This window comes from Phenylobacterium sp. GW821-FHT12F10, from assembly GCF_058806695.1.
The window spans coordinates 17,586-32,494 of record NZ_JBXAPY010000003.1; the positions used below are offsets into that span (position 1 = coordinate 17,586).

The 14,909-nt window shown below is 68.6% G+C and carries 13 protein-coding genes; 3 read left to right on the forward strand and 10 right to left on the reverse strand.

Annotation, left to right across the window (positions count from 1 at the left end; all coding sequences use genetic code 11):
• The first annotated feature begins 38 nt into the window (after positions 1-38).
• Positions 39-1,271 (forward strand): argininosuccinate synthase, encoded by a 1,233-nt coding sequence (locus AC1RN5_RS16090; RefSeq protein ID WP_493042163.1) that lies wholly within the window; start codon positions 39-41, stop codon positions 1,269-1,271.
• A 72-nt stretch (positions 1,272-1,343) separates the two neighbouring features.
• On the opposite strand, the gene AC1RN5_RS16095 is transcribed toward AC1RN5_RS16090, so the two are convergent.
• From AC1RN5_RS16095 to AC1RN5_RS16125, 7 genes are all read right to left on the reverse strand, one after another.
• Positions 1,344-1,925 (reverse strand): CC0125/CC1285 family lipoprotein, encoded by a 582-nt coding sequence (locus AC1RN5_RS16095; RefSeq protein ID WP_493042164.1) that lies wholly within the window; start codon positions 1,923-1,925, stop codon positions 1,344-1,346.
• A gap of 212 nt (positions 1,926-2,137) precedes the next feature.
• The gene (locus tag AC1RN5_RS16100; RefSeq protein ID WP_493042165.1) at positions 2,138-4,102 is read right to left on the reverse strand and encodes a HAMP domain-containing methyl-accepting chemotaxis protein; all 1,965 of its coding nucleotides are present in this window, start codon (positions 4,100-4,102) and stop codon (positions 2,138-2,140) included.
• Positions 4,103-4,158: 56 nt separating this feature from the next.
• Entirely contained in the window at positions 4,159-6,171 is a 2,013-nt protein-coding gene (locus AC1RN5_RS16105; protein ID WP_493042166.1) for a TonB-dependent receptor plug domain-containing protein, read from the reverse strand.
• A 26-nt stretch (positions 6,172-6,197) separates the two neighbouring features.
• On the reverse strand, positions 6,198-6,728 hold the full coding sequence (locus tag AC1RN5_RS16110) for a hypothetical protein (RefSeq protein ID WP_493042167.1): 531 nt from the start codon (positions 6,726-6,728) through the stop codon (positions 6,198-6,200).
• 786 nt (positions 6,729-7,514) lie between these two features.
• Entirely contained in the window at positions 7,515-8,150 is a 636-nt protein-coding gene (locus AC1RN5_RS16115; RefSeq protein ID WP_493042168.1) for a LysE family translocator, read from the reverse strand.
• A gap of 198 nt (positions 8,151-8,348) precedes the next feature.
• On the reverse strand, positions 8,349-10,364 hold the full coding sequence (locus AC1RN5_RS16120) for a TonB-dependent receptor plug domain-containing protein (protein WP_493042169.1): 2,016 nt from the start codon (positions 10,362-10,364) through the stop codon (positions 8,349-8,351).
• Between the two features lie 26 nt (positions 10,365-10,390).
• A complete protein-coding gene (locus AC1RN5_RS16125; RefSeq protein ID WP_493042170.1) occupies positions 10,391-10,873 on the reverse strand; it encodes a hypothetical protein in 483 nt (160 codons plus the stop codon).
• 646 nt (positions 10,874-11,519) lie between these two features.
• On the opposite strand from AC1RN5_RS16125, the gene AC1RN5_RS16130 reads away from it, so the two are divergent.
• Positions 11,520-12,290, forward strand: a complete 771-nt coding sequence (locus AC1RN5_RS16130; protein ID WP_493042171.1) for a sulfite exporter TauE/SafE family protein — start codon at positions 11,520-11,522, stop codon at positions 12,288-12,290.
• Here the strand turns inward: AC1RN5_RS16130 and AC1RN5_RS16135 are convergent.
• On the reverse strand, positions 12,287-12,694 hold the full coding sequence (locus tag AC1RN5_RS16135; protein WP_493042172.1) for an MAPEG family protein: 408 nt from the start codon (positions 12,692-12,694) through the stop codon (positions 12,287-12,289). The two genes, AC1RN5_RS16130 and AC1RN5_RS16135, sit on opposite strands and share 4 nt — an antisense overlap.
• A 131-nt stretch (positions 12,695-12,825) precedes the next feature.
• Here AC1RN5_RS16135 and AC1RN5_RS16140 point away from each other — a divergent pair, with 131 nt between their 5' ends.
• The gene (locus AC1RN5_RS16140) at positions 12,826-13,032 is read left to right on the forward strand and encodes a KTSC domain-containing protein (protein ID WP_493042173.1); all 207 of its coding nucleotides are present in this window, start codon (positions 12,826-12,828) and stop codon (positions 13,030-13,032) included.
• Here AC1RN5_RS16140 and AC1RN5_RS16145 read toward each other — a convergent pair.
• Together AC1RN5_RS16145 and AC1RN5_RS16150 are read right to left on the reverse strand one after the other, a co-directional pair.
• Positions 13,011-14,471, reverse strand: a complete 1,461-nt coding sequence (locus tag AC1RN5_RS16145; RefSeq protein ID WP_493042174.1) for a class I adenylate-forming enzyme family protein — start codon at positions 14,469-14,471, stop codon at positions 13,011-13,013. The two genes, AC1RN5_RS16140 and AC1RN5_RS16145, sit on opposite strands and share 22 nt — an antisense overlap.
• A gap of 99 nt (positions 14,472-14,570) precedes the next feature.
• Positions 14,571-14,900 carry a DUF6481 family protein gene (locus tag AC1RN5_RS16150; protein WP_421933677.1) on the reverse strand — a complete coding sequence of 110 codons (330 nt, stop codon included), beginning with the start codon at positions 14,898-14,900 and terminating at the stop codon, positions 14,571-14,573.
• Between the last annotated feature and the right edge of the window lie 9 nt (positions 14,901-14,909).

Genomic DNA, 14,909 nt, shown 5'->3' on the forward strand with positions numbered 1-14,909 from the left:
CCCGCGACCTCCCTCTCTGCCGAAAGACCCCAAAGCCCATGTCCAAGCCCGCGATCAAGAAAGTCGTCCTGGCCTATTCCGGCGGGCTGGACACCTCGATCATCCTGAAGTGGCTGGAGACCGAGTACGGGGCGGAGGTGGTCACCTTCACCGCCGACCTCGGCCAGGGCGAGGAGCTGGGCCCGGCCCGCGACAAGGCCCTGCTGCTGGGGATCAAGCCCGAGAACATCTTCATCGAGGACCTGCGCGAGGAATTCGTCCGCGACTACGTCTTCCCGATGTTCCGCGCCAACACCGTCTATGAGGGCCAGTACCTGCTGGGCACCTCCATCGCCCGGCCGCTGATCGCCAAGAAGCAGATCGAGATCGCCCGCAAGGTGGGCGCCGACGCCGTCAGCCACGGCTCCACCGGCAAGGGCAACGACCAGGTCCGCTACGAGGTGGCCTATTACGCCCTGGAGCCGGACATCCACGTCATCGCGCCCTGGCGGGAGTGGGACTTCAAGTCCCGCGAGGCCCTGATCGACTTCGCCGAGAAGCACCAGATCCCGATCTCCAAGGACAAGCGCGGCGAGGCGCCCTTCAGCGTCGACGCCAACCTGCTGCACTCCTCCTCCGAGGGTAAGGTGCTGGAGGACCCCGCGGTCGAGGCGCCGGAGTTCGTCCACATGCGCACCATCGCCCCGGAGGACGCGCCGGACAAACCCACCGTCTTCACCCTGGACTTCGAGCACGGCGATCCGGTGGCCATCGACGGGGTGACGATGAGCCCGGCGACCCTGCTCACCAAGCTCAACGAACTGGGCCACGACAACGGCGTCGGCCGCCTGGACCTGGTGGAGAACCGCTATGTCGGCATGAAGTCGCGCGGCGTCTACGAGACGCCGGGCGGGACCATCCTGCTGGCCGCCCACCGGGGCATCGAGTCCATCACGCTGGACCGCGGGTCCATGCACCTGAAGGACGAGCTGATGCCCAAATACGCCGAGCTCATCTACAACGGCTTCTGGTTCACCCCCGAGCGGGAGATGCTGCAGGCGGCCATCGACCACAGCCAGAAGATGGTCTCCGGCCAGGTGCGGGTGAAGCTCTACAAGGGCAATGTCACCATCATCGGCCGCACCAGCCCCTACTCCCTCTACGACCAGGACCTGGTCACCTTCGAGGAGGGCCAGGCGCCCTACGACCACAACGACGCCTCGGGCTTCATCAAGCTCAATGCGCTCCGCCTGCGCGTCGCCGCCAAGCGGGACAAGCGCGTCAAGGGCTGAGGTCGGCCCCAAGACCGGACAGCAAGACGCCCGCCTCCAGGTCCGGAGGCGGGCGTCTTTCGTTTCGGAGCCTTACGGCGCGGGGCGCAGGACGCGGGGGCCGATATTGGCCATCACCGCCCGGGCGTCGAAGGCGTGGGCGTCGCCCTCGGGCTTGGCGCCCTTGTGCATGACGATCTCGGCGGTGGCCTCGAAGCGCTCCACCGTGCGGACATCCATGCGGTCGGCCCAGAAGGGGTCGCCGTAGAAGGGATCCCACGAGCGCCAGCCGTAGCCCGCGCCGTAATAGCGCCAGGAGGGCCGCCAGAAGCCGTAACGCGGGCCATACCAGGGGCGGTAGAAGGGGTCGGGCTCGACATAGGTCCGCGCGTCGCGGTCGGTCTGGCGCTCCACCACGGTGAACCAGTCATAGCCCTGGTTCACGGTGAGCTCGGCGGCGCGATAGAGCAGGTAGCCCTCCACCGTCTCGCGGGAGGTGAGGCTGTTTCCCGAGAAGGTGACGCGGTAGCGATCGGCCTCCAGGCGCACCTCGGAGAACCCGCCCTTGACCTGCTGGCCGGGAATATTGGGCTGGTAAGGGGTGGCGGTGGCGCAGGCGCCAAGAGTCGCCAAGACGACAAAACTGGCGGCGAGGGCGGCGGAACGGCGTTTCATGACGAGGCACCAAGTGGATCGGGCGGATATTCCAGCCGAACACATGGGCTTTATTTTGGTTGCGGCCAAGGCCCGGATGTCAAACTTGAAACCGGAAAAAGGGCGGCGCGCGCCTGCCTTGAATCAAGCGCGCGCCAGTCGAATCCTCGGGGGGAGGAAGGCCGGACCCGGCGGCGGGGGACGCCGCCGGGGTTGAGGGGGTCAGACCGGGATCAGAATTCCTCCCAGTCCTGGGTCTTCTGCTGGGCCGCGCCGCCGCCGAAGTTGGCGCGGATCTTCTCGGCCATGCGCCGCGGCGGGGAGGCCGCGGGACGCGAATCCGCACCGGCGATGCGCGGACGGTTCGGCGCGCGGGCGGCCTTGCGCGGCGGCGCATTCTCGGCGCCGGTGCGGAAGTCGCCCATCAGGCGGCGAAGCTCGCTGGCCTCGTCGTTCAGGGCGTGGGCCGCGGCGGTGGACTGCTCCACCATGGCCGCGTTCTGCTGGGTCACCTGGTCCATCTTGTTGACCGCGGCGTTGACCTCGTTGAGGCCGGTGGCCTGTTCCCTGGCCGAGGCGGCGATCTCGCCCACCAGGCCGTCGATTTCGTCGACCTGGGCCACCAGCATCTCCAGGGCCTGGCCGGTCTTGCCCACCAGTTGCACGCCCGAACCCACCTGGGTGGAGGAGGCGCTGATCAGAGCCTTGATCTCCTTGGCGGCCTCGGCCGAGCGCTGGGCCAGCGCCCGGACCTCGGAGGCGACGACGGCGAAGCCCTTGCCGGCCTCCCCGGCGCGCGCGGCCTCGACCCCGGCGTTGAGCGCCAGCAGGTTGGTCTGGAAGGCGATCTCGTCGATCACCCCGATGATCTGGCTGATCTGGGTGGAGGAGCGTTCGATCTCGCCCATGGCCAGGACGGCCTGGCGGACGATCTCGCCGCCGTCGGCCGCGCCGGTCTTGGCGGTCTGCACCACCTGCCGGGCGTGACCGGCGCCTTCCGCGGACTTCTTCACCGTGGCGGTGATCTCGTCCAGGGCCGCGGCGGTCTCCTCCAGGGAGGCGGCCTGCTGCTCGGTGCGGCGCGACAGGTCGTCGGAGGCGCCGGCGATCTCCTCGGCGCTGGAGCCGATCTGCGAGCTGGTGGCGACGATGACCTGCATCGCCTCCCGCAGCTTGTCGACCGCGGCGTTGAAGTCGGACCGCAGGGCCTCGTATTCCTCGGGGAAGGCCTGGTCGATGGAGTGGGTCAGGTCGCCCTGGGACAGGCGCGACAGGCCGTCGGCCAGGGTGCTGACCACGGCGGCCTGGGCCGCCTGGGCCTCGGCCCGTTCCTTTTCGGCCTGGGCGCGGGTGGCCTCCTCGCGGGCCGCCATGGTCTCCTGCTCCTCGCGCATGGTGGCGAGACGCAGCTGGTTGTCGCGGAAGACCCCCAGGGAGCCGACGATGGCCCCCAGTTCGTCGCCGCGGGCGATCTTGTCGAGGTCCTGGTTGTTGTCCCCGGCGGCCAGCTTCTCGGTGGCGCCGGCGATGCCCTGGATGGCGCGCTTGACCCCCAGGATCGTGCCGATGGAGATGCCGGCGACGGCCAGCAGGGTGATGAGCGCCCCGCCCATGGCCACCTGGCCGCTGAGAGTGGCCTGGGCCGCGCTGGCCTTGGCGTGCGCCTTGGCGGCCGCCTGGACCTTGGCGGTGGCGCCGTCCAGGGTCTGGGTCATGCGGTTGTACTGGACCTCGAAGGGCTCGACGAAGGCCGCGGCTGTGGCGAAGTCGATGCCCAGCATCGAGCCCACGACCTCGATGCCGCCGCGATAGTCGGTGAGATCCTTGATCAGGGAGTCGAAGGCCTTGCGCTCGTCGGCGGGCATCTTGCCCTTCACCTGGACCAGCTCGGCCTTGATGGCGTCGACGTCGGCCATCAGCTTCTGCAGCTGGGCGGTGGCGTCGGTCCCCGGTGTGGCGGCCGTGTGGGTCATCAGCAGGTAGAGTTCGCCGTGCACCGAGGTGATGCGCTTGGAGATGCGCGCCAGGTCGAGACTGACGGCCATGTCCTCGCTGACGATGCGATCGATGGCCTTGGTCTGCTGTTGCTGGCTCCACAGCGCCCCGCCGGCCACCAGGGCCAGCATGAGCACGGCGAAGGCCGGGGCGAACGCCATCTTCACGACGAGGGAGAGGTCGGCGAGGCGGAAGGTCTTCATCTCATATCTCCAGAAGAAGCGTGACCCCGCGGCGGCGCCGCGGGGTCGGCTCTAGATCACCAGGCCTTGCTGAGGGTGAACTGCACCCGACGCTCGGCCTGCAGGCCGCTGGGGCCCTTGGCTTGCGACTGGCGCCCGTGCATCAGGTTCATGCCGTTCAGGCCCAGCTCGATGCCGTTCTCCAGCTTGTAGGACACGCGGCCGGCCAGGGTGGTGTAGGCCGGCACGGCCTCCAGCAGGTTCCCGTTGTAGGAGGAGAACTTGCTGATTTGGTGAACGTAACCGTCGATCGCCCACTTCTCGTCCGCCCAGCCGAGGGCCAGGTTGCTGCGGTACTTCGGCGTGGTGGCTTCGAAGTCGACCTTGCGCAGGATCAGGGCCGCCGCGCTGATGGTCGGCTTGTCCTCGACCTTGGTGTAGGTGCTGTCGGCGCTCCAGTGGAAGCCCGTCCCGAACTTGCCGGAGGCGGCGATTTCGACGCCCTTCATCTCGGAGTCGCCGGTGTTGGCGTACTGATAGGCGTTCCAGGTGGTCGCCGTGGCCGGGATGTCGATGATCGCGGTCGAGAACTGGCCCTTCACGCTTTCGGTCTTCTGCATGAAGACCTTCAGGCTGGCCTTGGCCCGCAGCGGGGCCAGGTCGCGGTCATAGGCCAGCTCGTAGTTGGTGACGATCGCCGGATCCAGGTACGGGTTGCCCTCGATCAGGAAGCCCACGGGCGCCGGGGTGGCGGGCGGGATGATCAGGCCGCCCAGCTCCAGCAGGGTCGGGGCCTGGACGCCGCGGGCGTAGGTGGCGCGCAGGCTGTCCTTGTCGGTGGCCTTGAAGACCGCGCCGAGATTGACGCTGGTTTCCTTGATGTCGCGATCCCAGAGCGCGTTGTTGGTCTGGGGGACGCCGGCCGGGAAGGGCCCGGTGCGTTCCAGGGTCAGCTTGTCCAGGCGGGCGGCGGCGGTCAGGGAGAGCTTGGGATTGACCACCCAGTTCCACATCACCGAGGGGGCCAGGACCTTGTAGCTGATCTTGGCGCCCGAGTAGGAGGCGGTGTCGAGCTGGTTGTCGCGGTATTCCAGGCCGACGCGGACGGTGTGCGCCGCGCCGATCTTGAACAGGTCCTCGATGCTGGCCACGGTGATGCCGTTCAGATAGCGGCGGCCGGGGGTCAGGGCGTCGAGGTCGTTGTGATAGCCCTGCACCTGGATCAGGCCGAGCTTGGTGTCGGCCGTGAGGGTGGCCTTCAGGCTGTCGGTCTTGATGCGGTGCTGGGCGTAGGCGAAGGTCGAGATGACCTGCGAGGCCTGGCCGTTGGAATAGGAGCCCTCGACCCGAAGCTGGGCCTTGGGGCCCATCTCGACGACGGCGTCGACATTGGCGTGCAGGGTCGAGGGGTTGTGGATCATGGCCGCGGTGACGGCCGCGCTGTTGTCCTTCCACTCGTTCTGGTGCTCGCCGCCAGCCGAGAGCCGGACCGAGACCTTGTCGCCCAGGTGCATGGTCTGGACGACCGAGACCCCGGCGCTCTCGCCGGTGCCGACGCGGGCCTCGGCCATGTTGATGTCATCGAACTTCGGATTGAAGGTGATGATGTTGACCACGCCGGAGACGGCGTTGAAGCCGAAGATGGCGCTGTTGGGTCCGCGGACCACCTCGATCTGGCGGATTTCGCCGAGCGAGATCGGCAGGGCGGTCCAGTCGGTGTAGCCGAAGTGGTCCAGATAGACCTGACGGCCGTTGATCAGCACCAGCAGGCGCGGCGAGCGGGCCTGGTTGTAGCCGCGGATGCCGACGTCGGACTGGCCGGCGGCGAAGTTGAGCACGTCCACGCCGGCGACGCGGCTGAGGATGGTGGGCAGGTCGCTGGCCCCCGAACGCTTGATGTCGGCGGCCGAGATGATGGTCATGTCGACCGGCACCTCGGTGGAGCGCTGCGGCGAGCCGGTGGCCGAGGTGGTGACCGGTTCGTTGAACAGCTGCTCGAGGGAGCCGTAGTCGATGGACTGGGCGTGGGCGGCGGAGGCGGCGAGCGCCAGGCTCGCGGCGGCGCCGGCCAGTAGGATTTGCTTTTTCATGGGATGGCTTTCTCTGGCTATTCTGCTCAGATCTCGTGGATCATCATGCGGAAGGCGGCCTTGAAGGTCGCTCCGACGGCGGCGGCGGCGGCTCGGTTGACGGTGATGTCGACCTTGGGGTCGGTGGCCACGCCCATCACGCAGGCGCCGGACTTCACGCAGGCCGGGTCCGAGCCGATGGTGATCAGCTTCTTGCCCTTGGCGGCCCCGCCGACCGCGCCGTAGTTGACGCCCTCGGTGACGTAGAGGGCCGCGACGCCGGCGGCGCCGCCGACCGCGGAGGCCTCGATCGGCTTGCCGGTCAGGGTGACGGCGCCGGCCGCGTAGCCCGCGCCGAGCGCGGCCATGATGGCGTTCTTCTCGGCCACGGAGCCCGGCTTGGAGGGGTCGAAGACCACGCCAAGAACCGCCTTGCCGGCGGGTCCGCCCTCCAGGAAGGTCAGGGCCCGGGCGGCGACCGCCAGGTCCTTGGCCGGATCGGCGTGGCCGACGGCGGGCGCGGCCAGGACGAGGGCCATGGCCCCCGCCGACAGCAGTTTCTTCGTTGAGATCGACATGTAACCCCTCTGGTCGTCGCCCCGCGCCGTTCTGGCGGAGGTCTCTGGTACGGAATGGAATCCCCCGCGTTGCGGGGGATGGTTCGGTGGAGGCGTCAGGCCCCGGGCCGCGCGGGCGGCCGCCGGGGTCCGACGCTCGTGCCGTCCGTCAGTGAGGAAGGAGATGCGGCCGGGCTTGCGGCCCGCCTCGGAGGCGCCACGCTCAGCCGCCGTCGGCCCGCCGGCGCCGATCGTCGGCGTCAGCGGGGAGAGGGCCATGGCCCCCGCCGTCGGCTGCTTCATGTGGTGTCGCGACATCATCGTTCCCTCACCCGGTGCGGGCTAAGTGAGGGCGCTTTTGAACCGCTCAATGGTAAATAGAAGTTAATCGACGTTGCGCAGTTGTTGGATTCCTAGCGCCGCAATACAGTTATGTTGTGCATTCAATAGCCATACCTATGTATTAGGTATGTACATAGTCCTGGTAATACCCAGAGCGAGTTGCGCTATTATTTAACGTCGGCGTCGAAACCCGGGGGCGTCGCAGGCCTCGACATCGCATCGACCCGTCGACGATGCTCTTGAAGCTCGGCCTACGCTTGGCCCTACCGCGGTAGGGCCGGGGCCGGAGACTGGGGAAGAAGCTTAACCTTACTAAGTTGGAACCTATTGTCGCACCCCTGGGCCGGGCGCTTTGTCGCACCCGTTAAGGCCCTGAATTCACAATATTATACCCGATCTGGGGATGGGGAAGGCCGTCTCGGGTAGGTCCTGGCCTGCCGCGCCCCCCGTTGCGGTGGGACCGGTCTAGCGGCGGAGGGCCATCAGGGCGGCGGCGGCGATGAGCAGCAGGCCCACGACGACCTGGAAGGCCCGCCGGAACCGCGGCTCGGTCATGCGCCGCGCGAGGGCCGCGCCCCCCAGGCCGTAGGCGCTCATGGCGATCACGTCGAAGGCGATGGTGCCGCAGGCGAAGCTGGCCAGCTGCAGCGGCAGCGGCCGCTCGGGGTCCAGGAAGGGGGGCAGGACGGCGGTGAAGAACAGGATCGCCTTGGGGTTGGAGATCTGCACCGCGAAGCCGTCCCGGAAGGCGTGGCGGCCGGGACGGATGGCGGCGGGCTTCAGCTCGCCCATCGTCGGGATGCGGGCCGCCAGCAGGCTCTTGAGCCCCAGCCAGGCGACATAGGCCGCCCCGGCATAGGCGATCAGGTGGAAGACCTGCGGAAAGGCCAGGACCGCGGCGCCGAGGCCCAGGGCCGCCACGGCGAACCAGACCAGGGTGGCGCTGTTCATCCCGGCCACGGCGGTGAGCGCCGCCCGGCGCCCCCGCTCGGCCCCGATGGCGATGGCGAAGACGTTGGCCGGCCCCGGGGTCACGGCCATCACCGCCATCACCCCCAGGAAGGTGGCGTAGCGGGCGGGATCGACGGGAAGGGCGGTCATGGGACGGATCGGGGATCAGGAGGCTGTCGGCCCTGAGCTAGCCCGTCCGCCCGCGCCGCGATAGGGGCCGGACCTCCGCCGCCGGAGAGCGCCCAGCAAAAAGGCTCCAGGGCTGGGGCGCCCTGGAGCCTTTCAAGCGCGGCGAGCCGCGCCTGGCTGGGATCTGCCGGCCGCCGGGGAGGGGCGGCGGCCGCTAGGTCACCAGGTCTTGCTGACGGTGAACAGCACCCGGCGCTCGGCGCCGAGACCGCTGGTCTGGTTCTGACGCTCGTGCAGCAGGTTCTGGCCGGCCAGGGCCAGGGTGATCCCGGTCTCGGTCCTGTAGCCGACCCGGGCCGAGAGACTGGCGTAGGCGTTCACCGGGGTGAGCTTGGTCGTGACGACGTCGTAGAACTGATAGTCGCCGACATAGTGCAGGTTGGCGTCAGCCTCCCAGGGGCCCTTGACGTAGTCGACGCCGATATTGCCGCGGCCCTTGGGGGTCGTCTCTTGGAAGGCGACGCCCCGGGCGAAGGTGTTGACGCCGGCGAAGGGCGCGTCCTTCACGTCGGTCACGGTGTAGTCGGCGCGCCAGCCCAGTTCGGGGGAGATCTTCCCCGACGCCGTGATTTCGGCGCCCTTCAGCTTGGAATTCAGGCCGTTGATCTGGGTGAAGCCGCCATTGGTCGTGAGGGTGGGGAAGAAATCCAGGGTGGCCGTGCTGATCCCGGTCTTGATGTCCTTCCAGTCCTGGCTGAACAGACGCACGCCGAGCTTGGCCTTGATCGGGGCGAAGTCGTGGTCGTAGGCCAGCTCGTAGTTGGTGACGATCGAGGGTTTCAGTTTCGGATTGCCGACGATGTCCAGGGTCATCGGGCCGGCGGCGAGCGGCAGTTCAAGCCCGCCGAGCTCGATCAGGCTGGGGGCCTGAACCCCGCGGCCGTAGGAGAGCCGGAAGGTGTCAGCGTCGGTCGGCCGCCAGGCCACCGTCGCATTGGCGCTGGTCTTGGTGATGTCCCGGTCCCAGAGCCTGTTGTCGCCGTTCGGAGCGCGGGGCAGGAAGGGCCCGGTGCGCTCCAGGGACATCCGGTCGACGCGGAGGGCGGTGGTGGTGGTCAGCTTATCGTTGACCTCCCAGTTCCACATGCCCGACAGCGCCGCCACGTCGTAGCTGACGTCCGACGTATTGGCCGGGGCGATGTTCAGGGTGTTGTGGCGATATTCGCCCCCCAGCCGGAAGGTGTGGGCCGTGCCGACCTTGAACAGGTCCTGCAGGCTGGCCACCGTGATGGTGTTCTTCCAGTAGATGCCGCCAGCGATGCTGTACTTCGCCGTGAGCTGGTTCTGATAGACCTGGGCCTGAATGGTGCCCAGCTTGGTGTCCGAGGTCAGGGTGGCCTTCTCGGAATTGGTGATCATCTTGAGGACGGTATAGGAGGATCCGGCGGCGCGGCTGTCCTGCTGAATGTTGGACCAGGAGCCCTCCATGCGCAGTTCGGTCTTCTCGGCCAGCTGGGCGACGACGTCCAGATTGGCGGAGGCCGAGTGGGGATCGTGAAGTTCGTCCGCAGTCGGCAGGACGGCCTTGGCCGCCCACTCATCCTGGCGGCTGCCGCCGACGGAGAGGCGGGCCGACAGGGCCTGGCCCAGCTTGAAGGTGCTCACCAGCGAACCGCTGGTGGAGCCGTGGGTCCCGGCGCGCACGGTCACCACGTCGGTGTCGTCGAACTTCGGGTTGTAGGTGATGATGTTGACCACGCCGGACACGGCGTTGAAGCCGAACAGGGCGCTGTTGGGGCCCTTCACGACCTCGATCTGGCGAATCTCGTCGAGCTGGACCGGGATGGTGGCCCAGATCGTCACGCCATAGTGGTCCAGATAGACCTGACGGCCGTTGACCAGCACCAGCAGGCGCGGCGAGGAGACCTGGTCATAGCCACGGACATTGACGTCCGACTGGCCGGCCGAGTGGTTGAGCACGTCGATGCCCGCGACCCGCTGCAGGATGCCCGGCAGGCTGGTCTCGCCGGAGCGGCGAATCTCGTCGGCCGAGATGATCTGCATGTCGGCGGGCGCTTCGGTGGAGCGCTGCGGAGAACCGGTGGCCGAGGTGGTCACGGCCTCGCCGAACAGCTCCTGCAGGGAGCCGTAGTCGATGGACTGGGCCTGGGCGGCGGTGGAGGCGGCGAGCGCCAGGCCGGCGGCGGCGCCGGCCAGAAGGATTTGCTTTTTCATGGGTGTTCGTTCCAAGCCGGCTCGGCTCAGACCTCCTTGATCATCATGCGGAAGGCGGCCTTGAAGGTGGCGCCCACGGCGGCGGCGGCCGCGCGGTTGACGGTGATGTCGACCTTGGGGTCGGTGGCCACGCCCATCACGCAGGCGCCGGACTTCACGCAGGCCGGGTCGGAACCGATGGTGATCAGCTTCTTGGCCTTGGCGGCCCCGCCGACCGCGCCGTAGTTGACGCCCTCGGTGACGTAGAGGGCCGCGACGCCGGCGGCGCCGCCGACCGCGGAGGCCTCGATCGGCTTGCCGGTCAGGGTGACCGCGCCGGCCGCATAGCCCGCGCCGAGCGCGGCCATGATGGCGTTCTTCTCGGCCACGGAGCCCGGCTTGGAGGGGTCGAAGACCACCCCCAGCACGGCGCGGCCCGTGGGCCCATTCTCCAGGAAGGTCAGGGCCCGGGCGGCGACCGCCAGGTCCTTGGCCGGATCGGCGTGGCCGACCATTGGCGTGGCCAGCATGAGCGTCATCGCTCCTGCGGCCAGCAGTTTCTTGTGGTCTCGCAACATCGTTTTCCCCTCGCCCCGTTGGGCTGAACGGGGCGAGCACATAGCAAACCCCCGGGAAACACCTAATGAGCGGCCGGGCGAGTCCAGGCCGTGACGAGGAAAGCCCTGCGTTCTCTCAACAGAACTTCCAACAACCTGGCCGGGTTGGATACGGCGAATACTGGCGCTACTTTCCGGCTTCCAAGACTGATGAACCGAACAACTCAGGAGAGACGGGGAGCGCGGGGCGACTTCCTTGTCGCGTCATCGCGGAGCGCGGATGTGATCTGGAACGGCCACTGGCCCTACCGGGGTAGGGCCGACCCTCGAGACTGCGGTCGCGCCGCGGCTCTATTCTCACGGGCAGATGGTCGCAACCTTGAGCTTGGGACGTTTTGTCGCGATAAATATCCCATTAAAAACAACGCGTTATACCCATTCTGAGTATGATTTCGTTGGCGAGAGGGGCGAGCGCGACTGATTCGGCCTCCCGCCGCCGCCGCCCAGGGCGCCGGGACCACCCGAAGGCCTTCAGAAAACTTGCGCGGGCCCCGAGTTAATCCCCAATGCTTGGGTGGGGAATTTCCGCCACATAGGCCGCGCACAAAGGGGCGACCTCATGGGTTCCGAATTCTGGCTGTTCGTCGCGGTGGGCTTCGCGGCCCAGCTCGTCGATGGCGCGCTCGGCATGGCCTATGGGGTGATCTGCTCCACCGTGCTGCTCGCGCTTGGGGTCAGTCCCGCCAACGCCTCGGCCAGCGTCCACGCCGCCAAGATGTTCACCGGCGCGGCCTCGGCCATCAGCCACATCTACCACCGCAATATCGGCTGGCGCCTGTTGCTGCTGCTGTCGGCGGGCGGGGTGCTGGGCGGGGTGGCCGGCACCTACCTGCTCACCTCCATCGATGGGGCGGTGATCAAGCCCTATGTGGTGGGGTGGCTGGGCCTGATGGGCCTGGTGATCCTCTATCGCGCCTGGCGGCAGGCCCGCCCCAAGCTGTTCTCCTGGCGCCTGCCCTTCCCGCTCGGCCTCACCGGCGGCTTCTTCGACGCCGTGGGCGGCGGCGGCTGGGGGCCGGTGGTGACCTCCACCCTGATGGGCGGCGGCGCCGACCCCCGCCAGGCGATCGGCACCACCAACGCGGCGGAGTTCTTCATGTCGGTGGCGGTCTCGGCGGCCTTCATCACCGCGCTGGTCACCGGCCACTGGGAGACGACGGGCCTGACCGACCACCTGTGGTCGGTGGTCGGCCTGATCGCCGGCGGGGTGGTGGCCGCCCCCGTCGCCGGCTGGGCCACCAAGGTCCTGCCGCTGCGGGCCCTGACCTGGCTGGTGGGGGCCCTGGTGACCGGCCTGTCCATCTGGCAGGCCTGGGTGCTGTTCGCCTAGACCGTCCCGGTCTGGAGCATGGCCCAGATGACCCTGCCGAGCGCGCCGAACAGCAGGACGGCGGCGGCCAGGGCCTGGATCAGGAAGCCCGCCTCCCGCTTGCCGGGGTCGGCCACATAGCCCAGCGCATAGACGATGCGCCCGACGATCCAGACCACGCCCACGGCCGCGGCGATGCGGTCGTCCCAGTAGATGGCGAACAGCCACAGGCCGGCCAGGAAGATCGGCAGCCATTCCAGGGTGTTGTAGTGGACCCGGATATTGCGCTCCAGGTGGGCGTCGCCGTGCATGGCGGGCGCGGCGATGCCGGAAACTTGACGAGCCTTGCCCACCCGCAGACCCATCCAGACATAGACGAGCAGGGCCGCGATGGTGACGATGGCGACTTCGTAGTGCGGTTGCATGATTTCCCCCGAAATTCCTCCGGCCCAGGTTGTGGCCGGTTCGCGTCAAGGTGACATGCGTCGGTCCCCGCGGGAACCATCCCCCAGGCTCGTGGTGTTTTAGTCCGTCGACGGAGACTTTGGAGGTCCCGATGCAGATCCAATCCGCCGCTATCAGCGATATCCGCTACGACGAGGATCGATCAAAGCTGTTCGTCCGGTTCCACGACGGAGACGAGTACGTCTATGTCGGGGTGCCCGGCGAGGTGCACCGCAGCTTCATCGACGCCGATTCCAAGGGCCAGTTCTTCGCCTACGAGATCCGCGACCAGTACCCCTACAACAAGATCGAGGCCTGACCGGGCTCCTCGTCGAGCATCTGGCGCAGGCGGTCGCGCTGGATCTTGCCCATGGCGTTGCGCGGCGTCTGCGCGACCCGCAGCAGCCGCGCCGGGCGCCCGAGCGCCCCGTCGATGACGCGCCCGAGGGCCGCCAGGTCGAGGCCATCCTCGGCCACATAGGCGACGTGCGGCGCGTCGAGGCCGTCGGCGTCCGGGGCCAGGAAGACCGCGGCGTCGCTTACCCCCTCCACCGCCAGGACCAGGGCCTCCAGCCGCGAGGCCAGGAACTTCGCCCCGCCGACATTCATCAGGTCGTTGGTCCGCCCCACCACCCGCAGCAGGCCGTGGGGGTCGATCACCCCCAGGTCGCCCGGCCAGAACCAGCCGTCGCGGAACATCTGCGCGGTGGCCGCCGGATCGTCCATGTAGCCATCCACCAGGCCCGCCCCGCCGATGCGGATCTCCCCCACCTGGCCCGGCGGCAGGACCTCGCCCTCCGGACCCAGGATCTGAACCTCCGCCCAGGGGCAGACGAAGCCCGCGGCGTCCTCCGCGCCGGCCATGTCCGCCAGCCGGCCGAGCGCCGTGGCGCCGGCCTCGGTGGACCCGTAATTGACCACGATGTTTCCGCTCAGCCGGGCCCGGGTCTCCTCGGCCAGGGCCTTGGAGATCGAGCCGCCGATGATCCCGACGATCAGGTCGGGCCTGGGGGCGGCGTCGCCGGGCAGGGCGCGCAGCAGGGTCTGGAGATGATGCGGGGCCAGGCGGATCAGGTTGATCTGCAGGGCGTCCAGGGCCGGGGCCCAGCCCATCGCCGGATCGGGGTGGCACATGGTTCCCCCCTGGGCCCAGCACAGCAGGCTGGTCTTCAGGCCGCCGATGGACCCGGCCCCCACCGTGGCGGCCGCTCGCAGCCGCGGCCGGACATAGAACTGGTTGAACAGCAGGGCGCCGGTCTGGACGTCGATCACCTCGCGGGTCAGCAGGATCTTCTTCGGCGAGCCGGTGGTGCCGGAGGTGACGATGATGCGGCAGGGATCATCCTTGCGCCGCGGACGGCGCCGCGCCGTGGTGGGGGCATGGGCCCACAGGGCGTCGATCCAGGCCTGGTCGATCCGATAGGTGGGAACCTCCGGCGGGCCGGCGGGCGGGGCGCTGGCGAACAGCGCCTGGGGCTTCAGCAGGGCGATGTCGCGGGGGATGTCCTCCGCCGTGGCGCTGCAGGCGCTCACCAGGCCGTTCTGCTCCAGGGCGAAGGTCAGCACCCAGTGCAGGTAGGGATGGGGCGTGCAGACCAGGGCGCGGGCGTCCAGGGGCAGGTCCAGGGTCGCCAGCCAGGCGGCGCAGCGCCCGATGTCGGCGGCCATGCGGGCGAAGGTGAAGCTGTCGCCGCCGTGGACCAGGGCCGCGGCGTCGGGCTGCTGCCCGGCCTGATAGGCGATAAGCTGTTCGAACATGCAGGGGCTCAACGCGCGGCGACGCAAGGCGGATAGAAAAACGCCCGCGTCCTGGTGGGAAGCGGGCGTCGGGTCGTCTCGGGGCCGTGAAGCTTTCGCCTACTTCCGCTTCTGCTTGCGGGCGGCGTAGCGCAGGTCGCGGGCCTCTTTCTGCTTGGCGCGCAGGTCCAGGTCGCGGGCTTCCTGGGTGATGGCCTCATCCTCCAGCCGCAGGCGCTCGGCCTCGGCGGCGGCGGCGCGCTTGGTCTCGCGCTCGGCGTTGCGGGCGGCGCGGACGGCCTCCAGCTCGGCGGCGGCGGCGGCCTTGCGGGCCTCGATATTGGGATCGATGACGGTGGGCTTGGGCTTGAAGCGTTCCAGCAGGGCCTTCTTCGCCGCGGCGGAGGTCGCCTGGCGGTCGGCGTGCTTCATGCCTTTGGGTTCGAACATGCGGTCTTA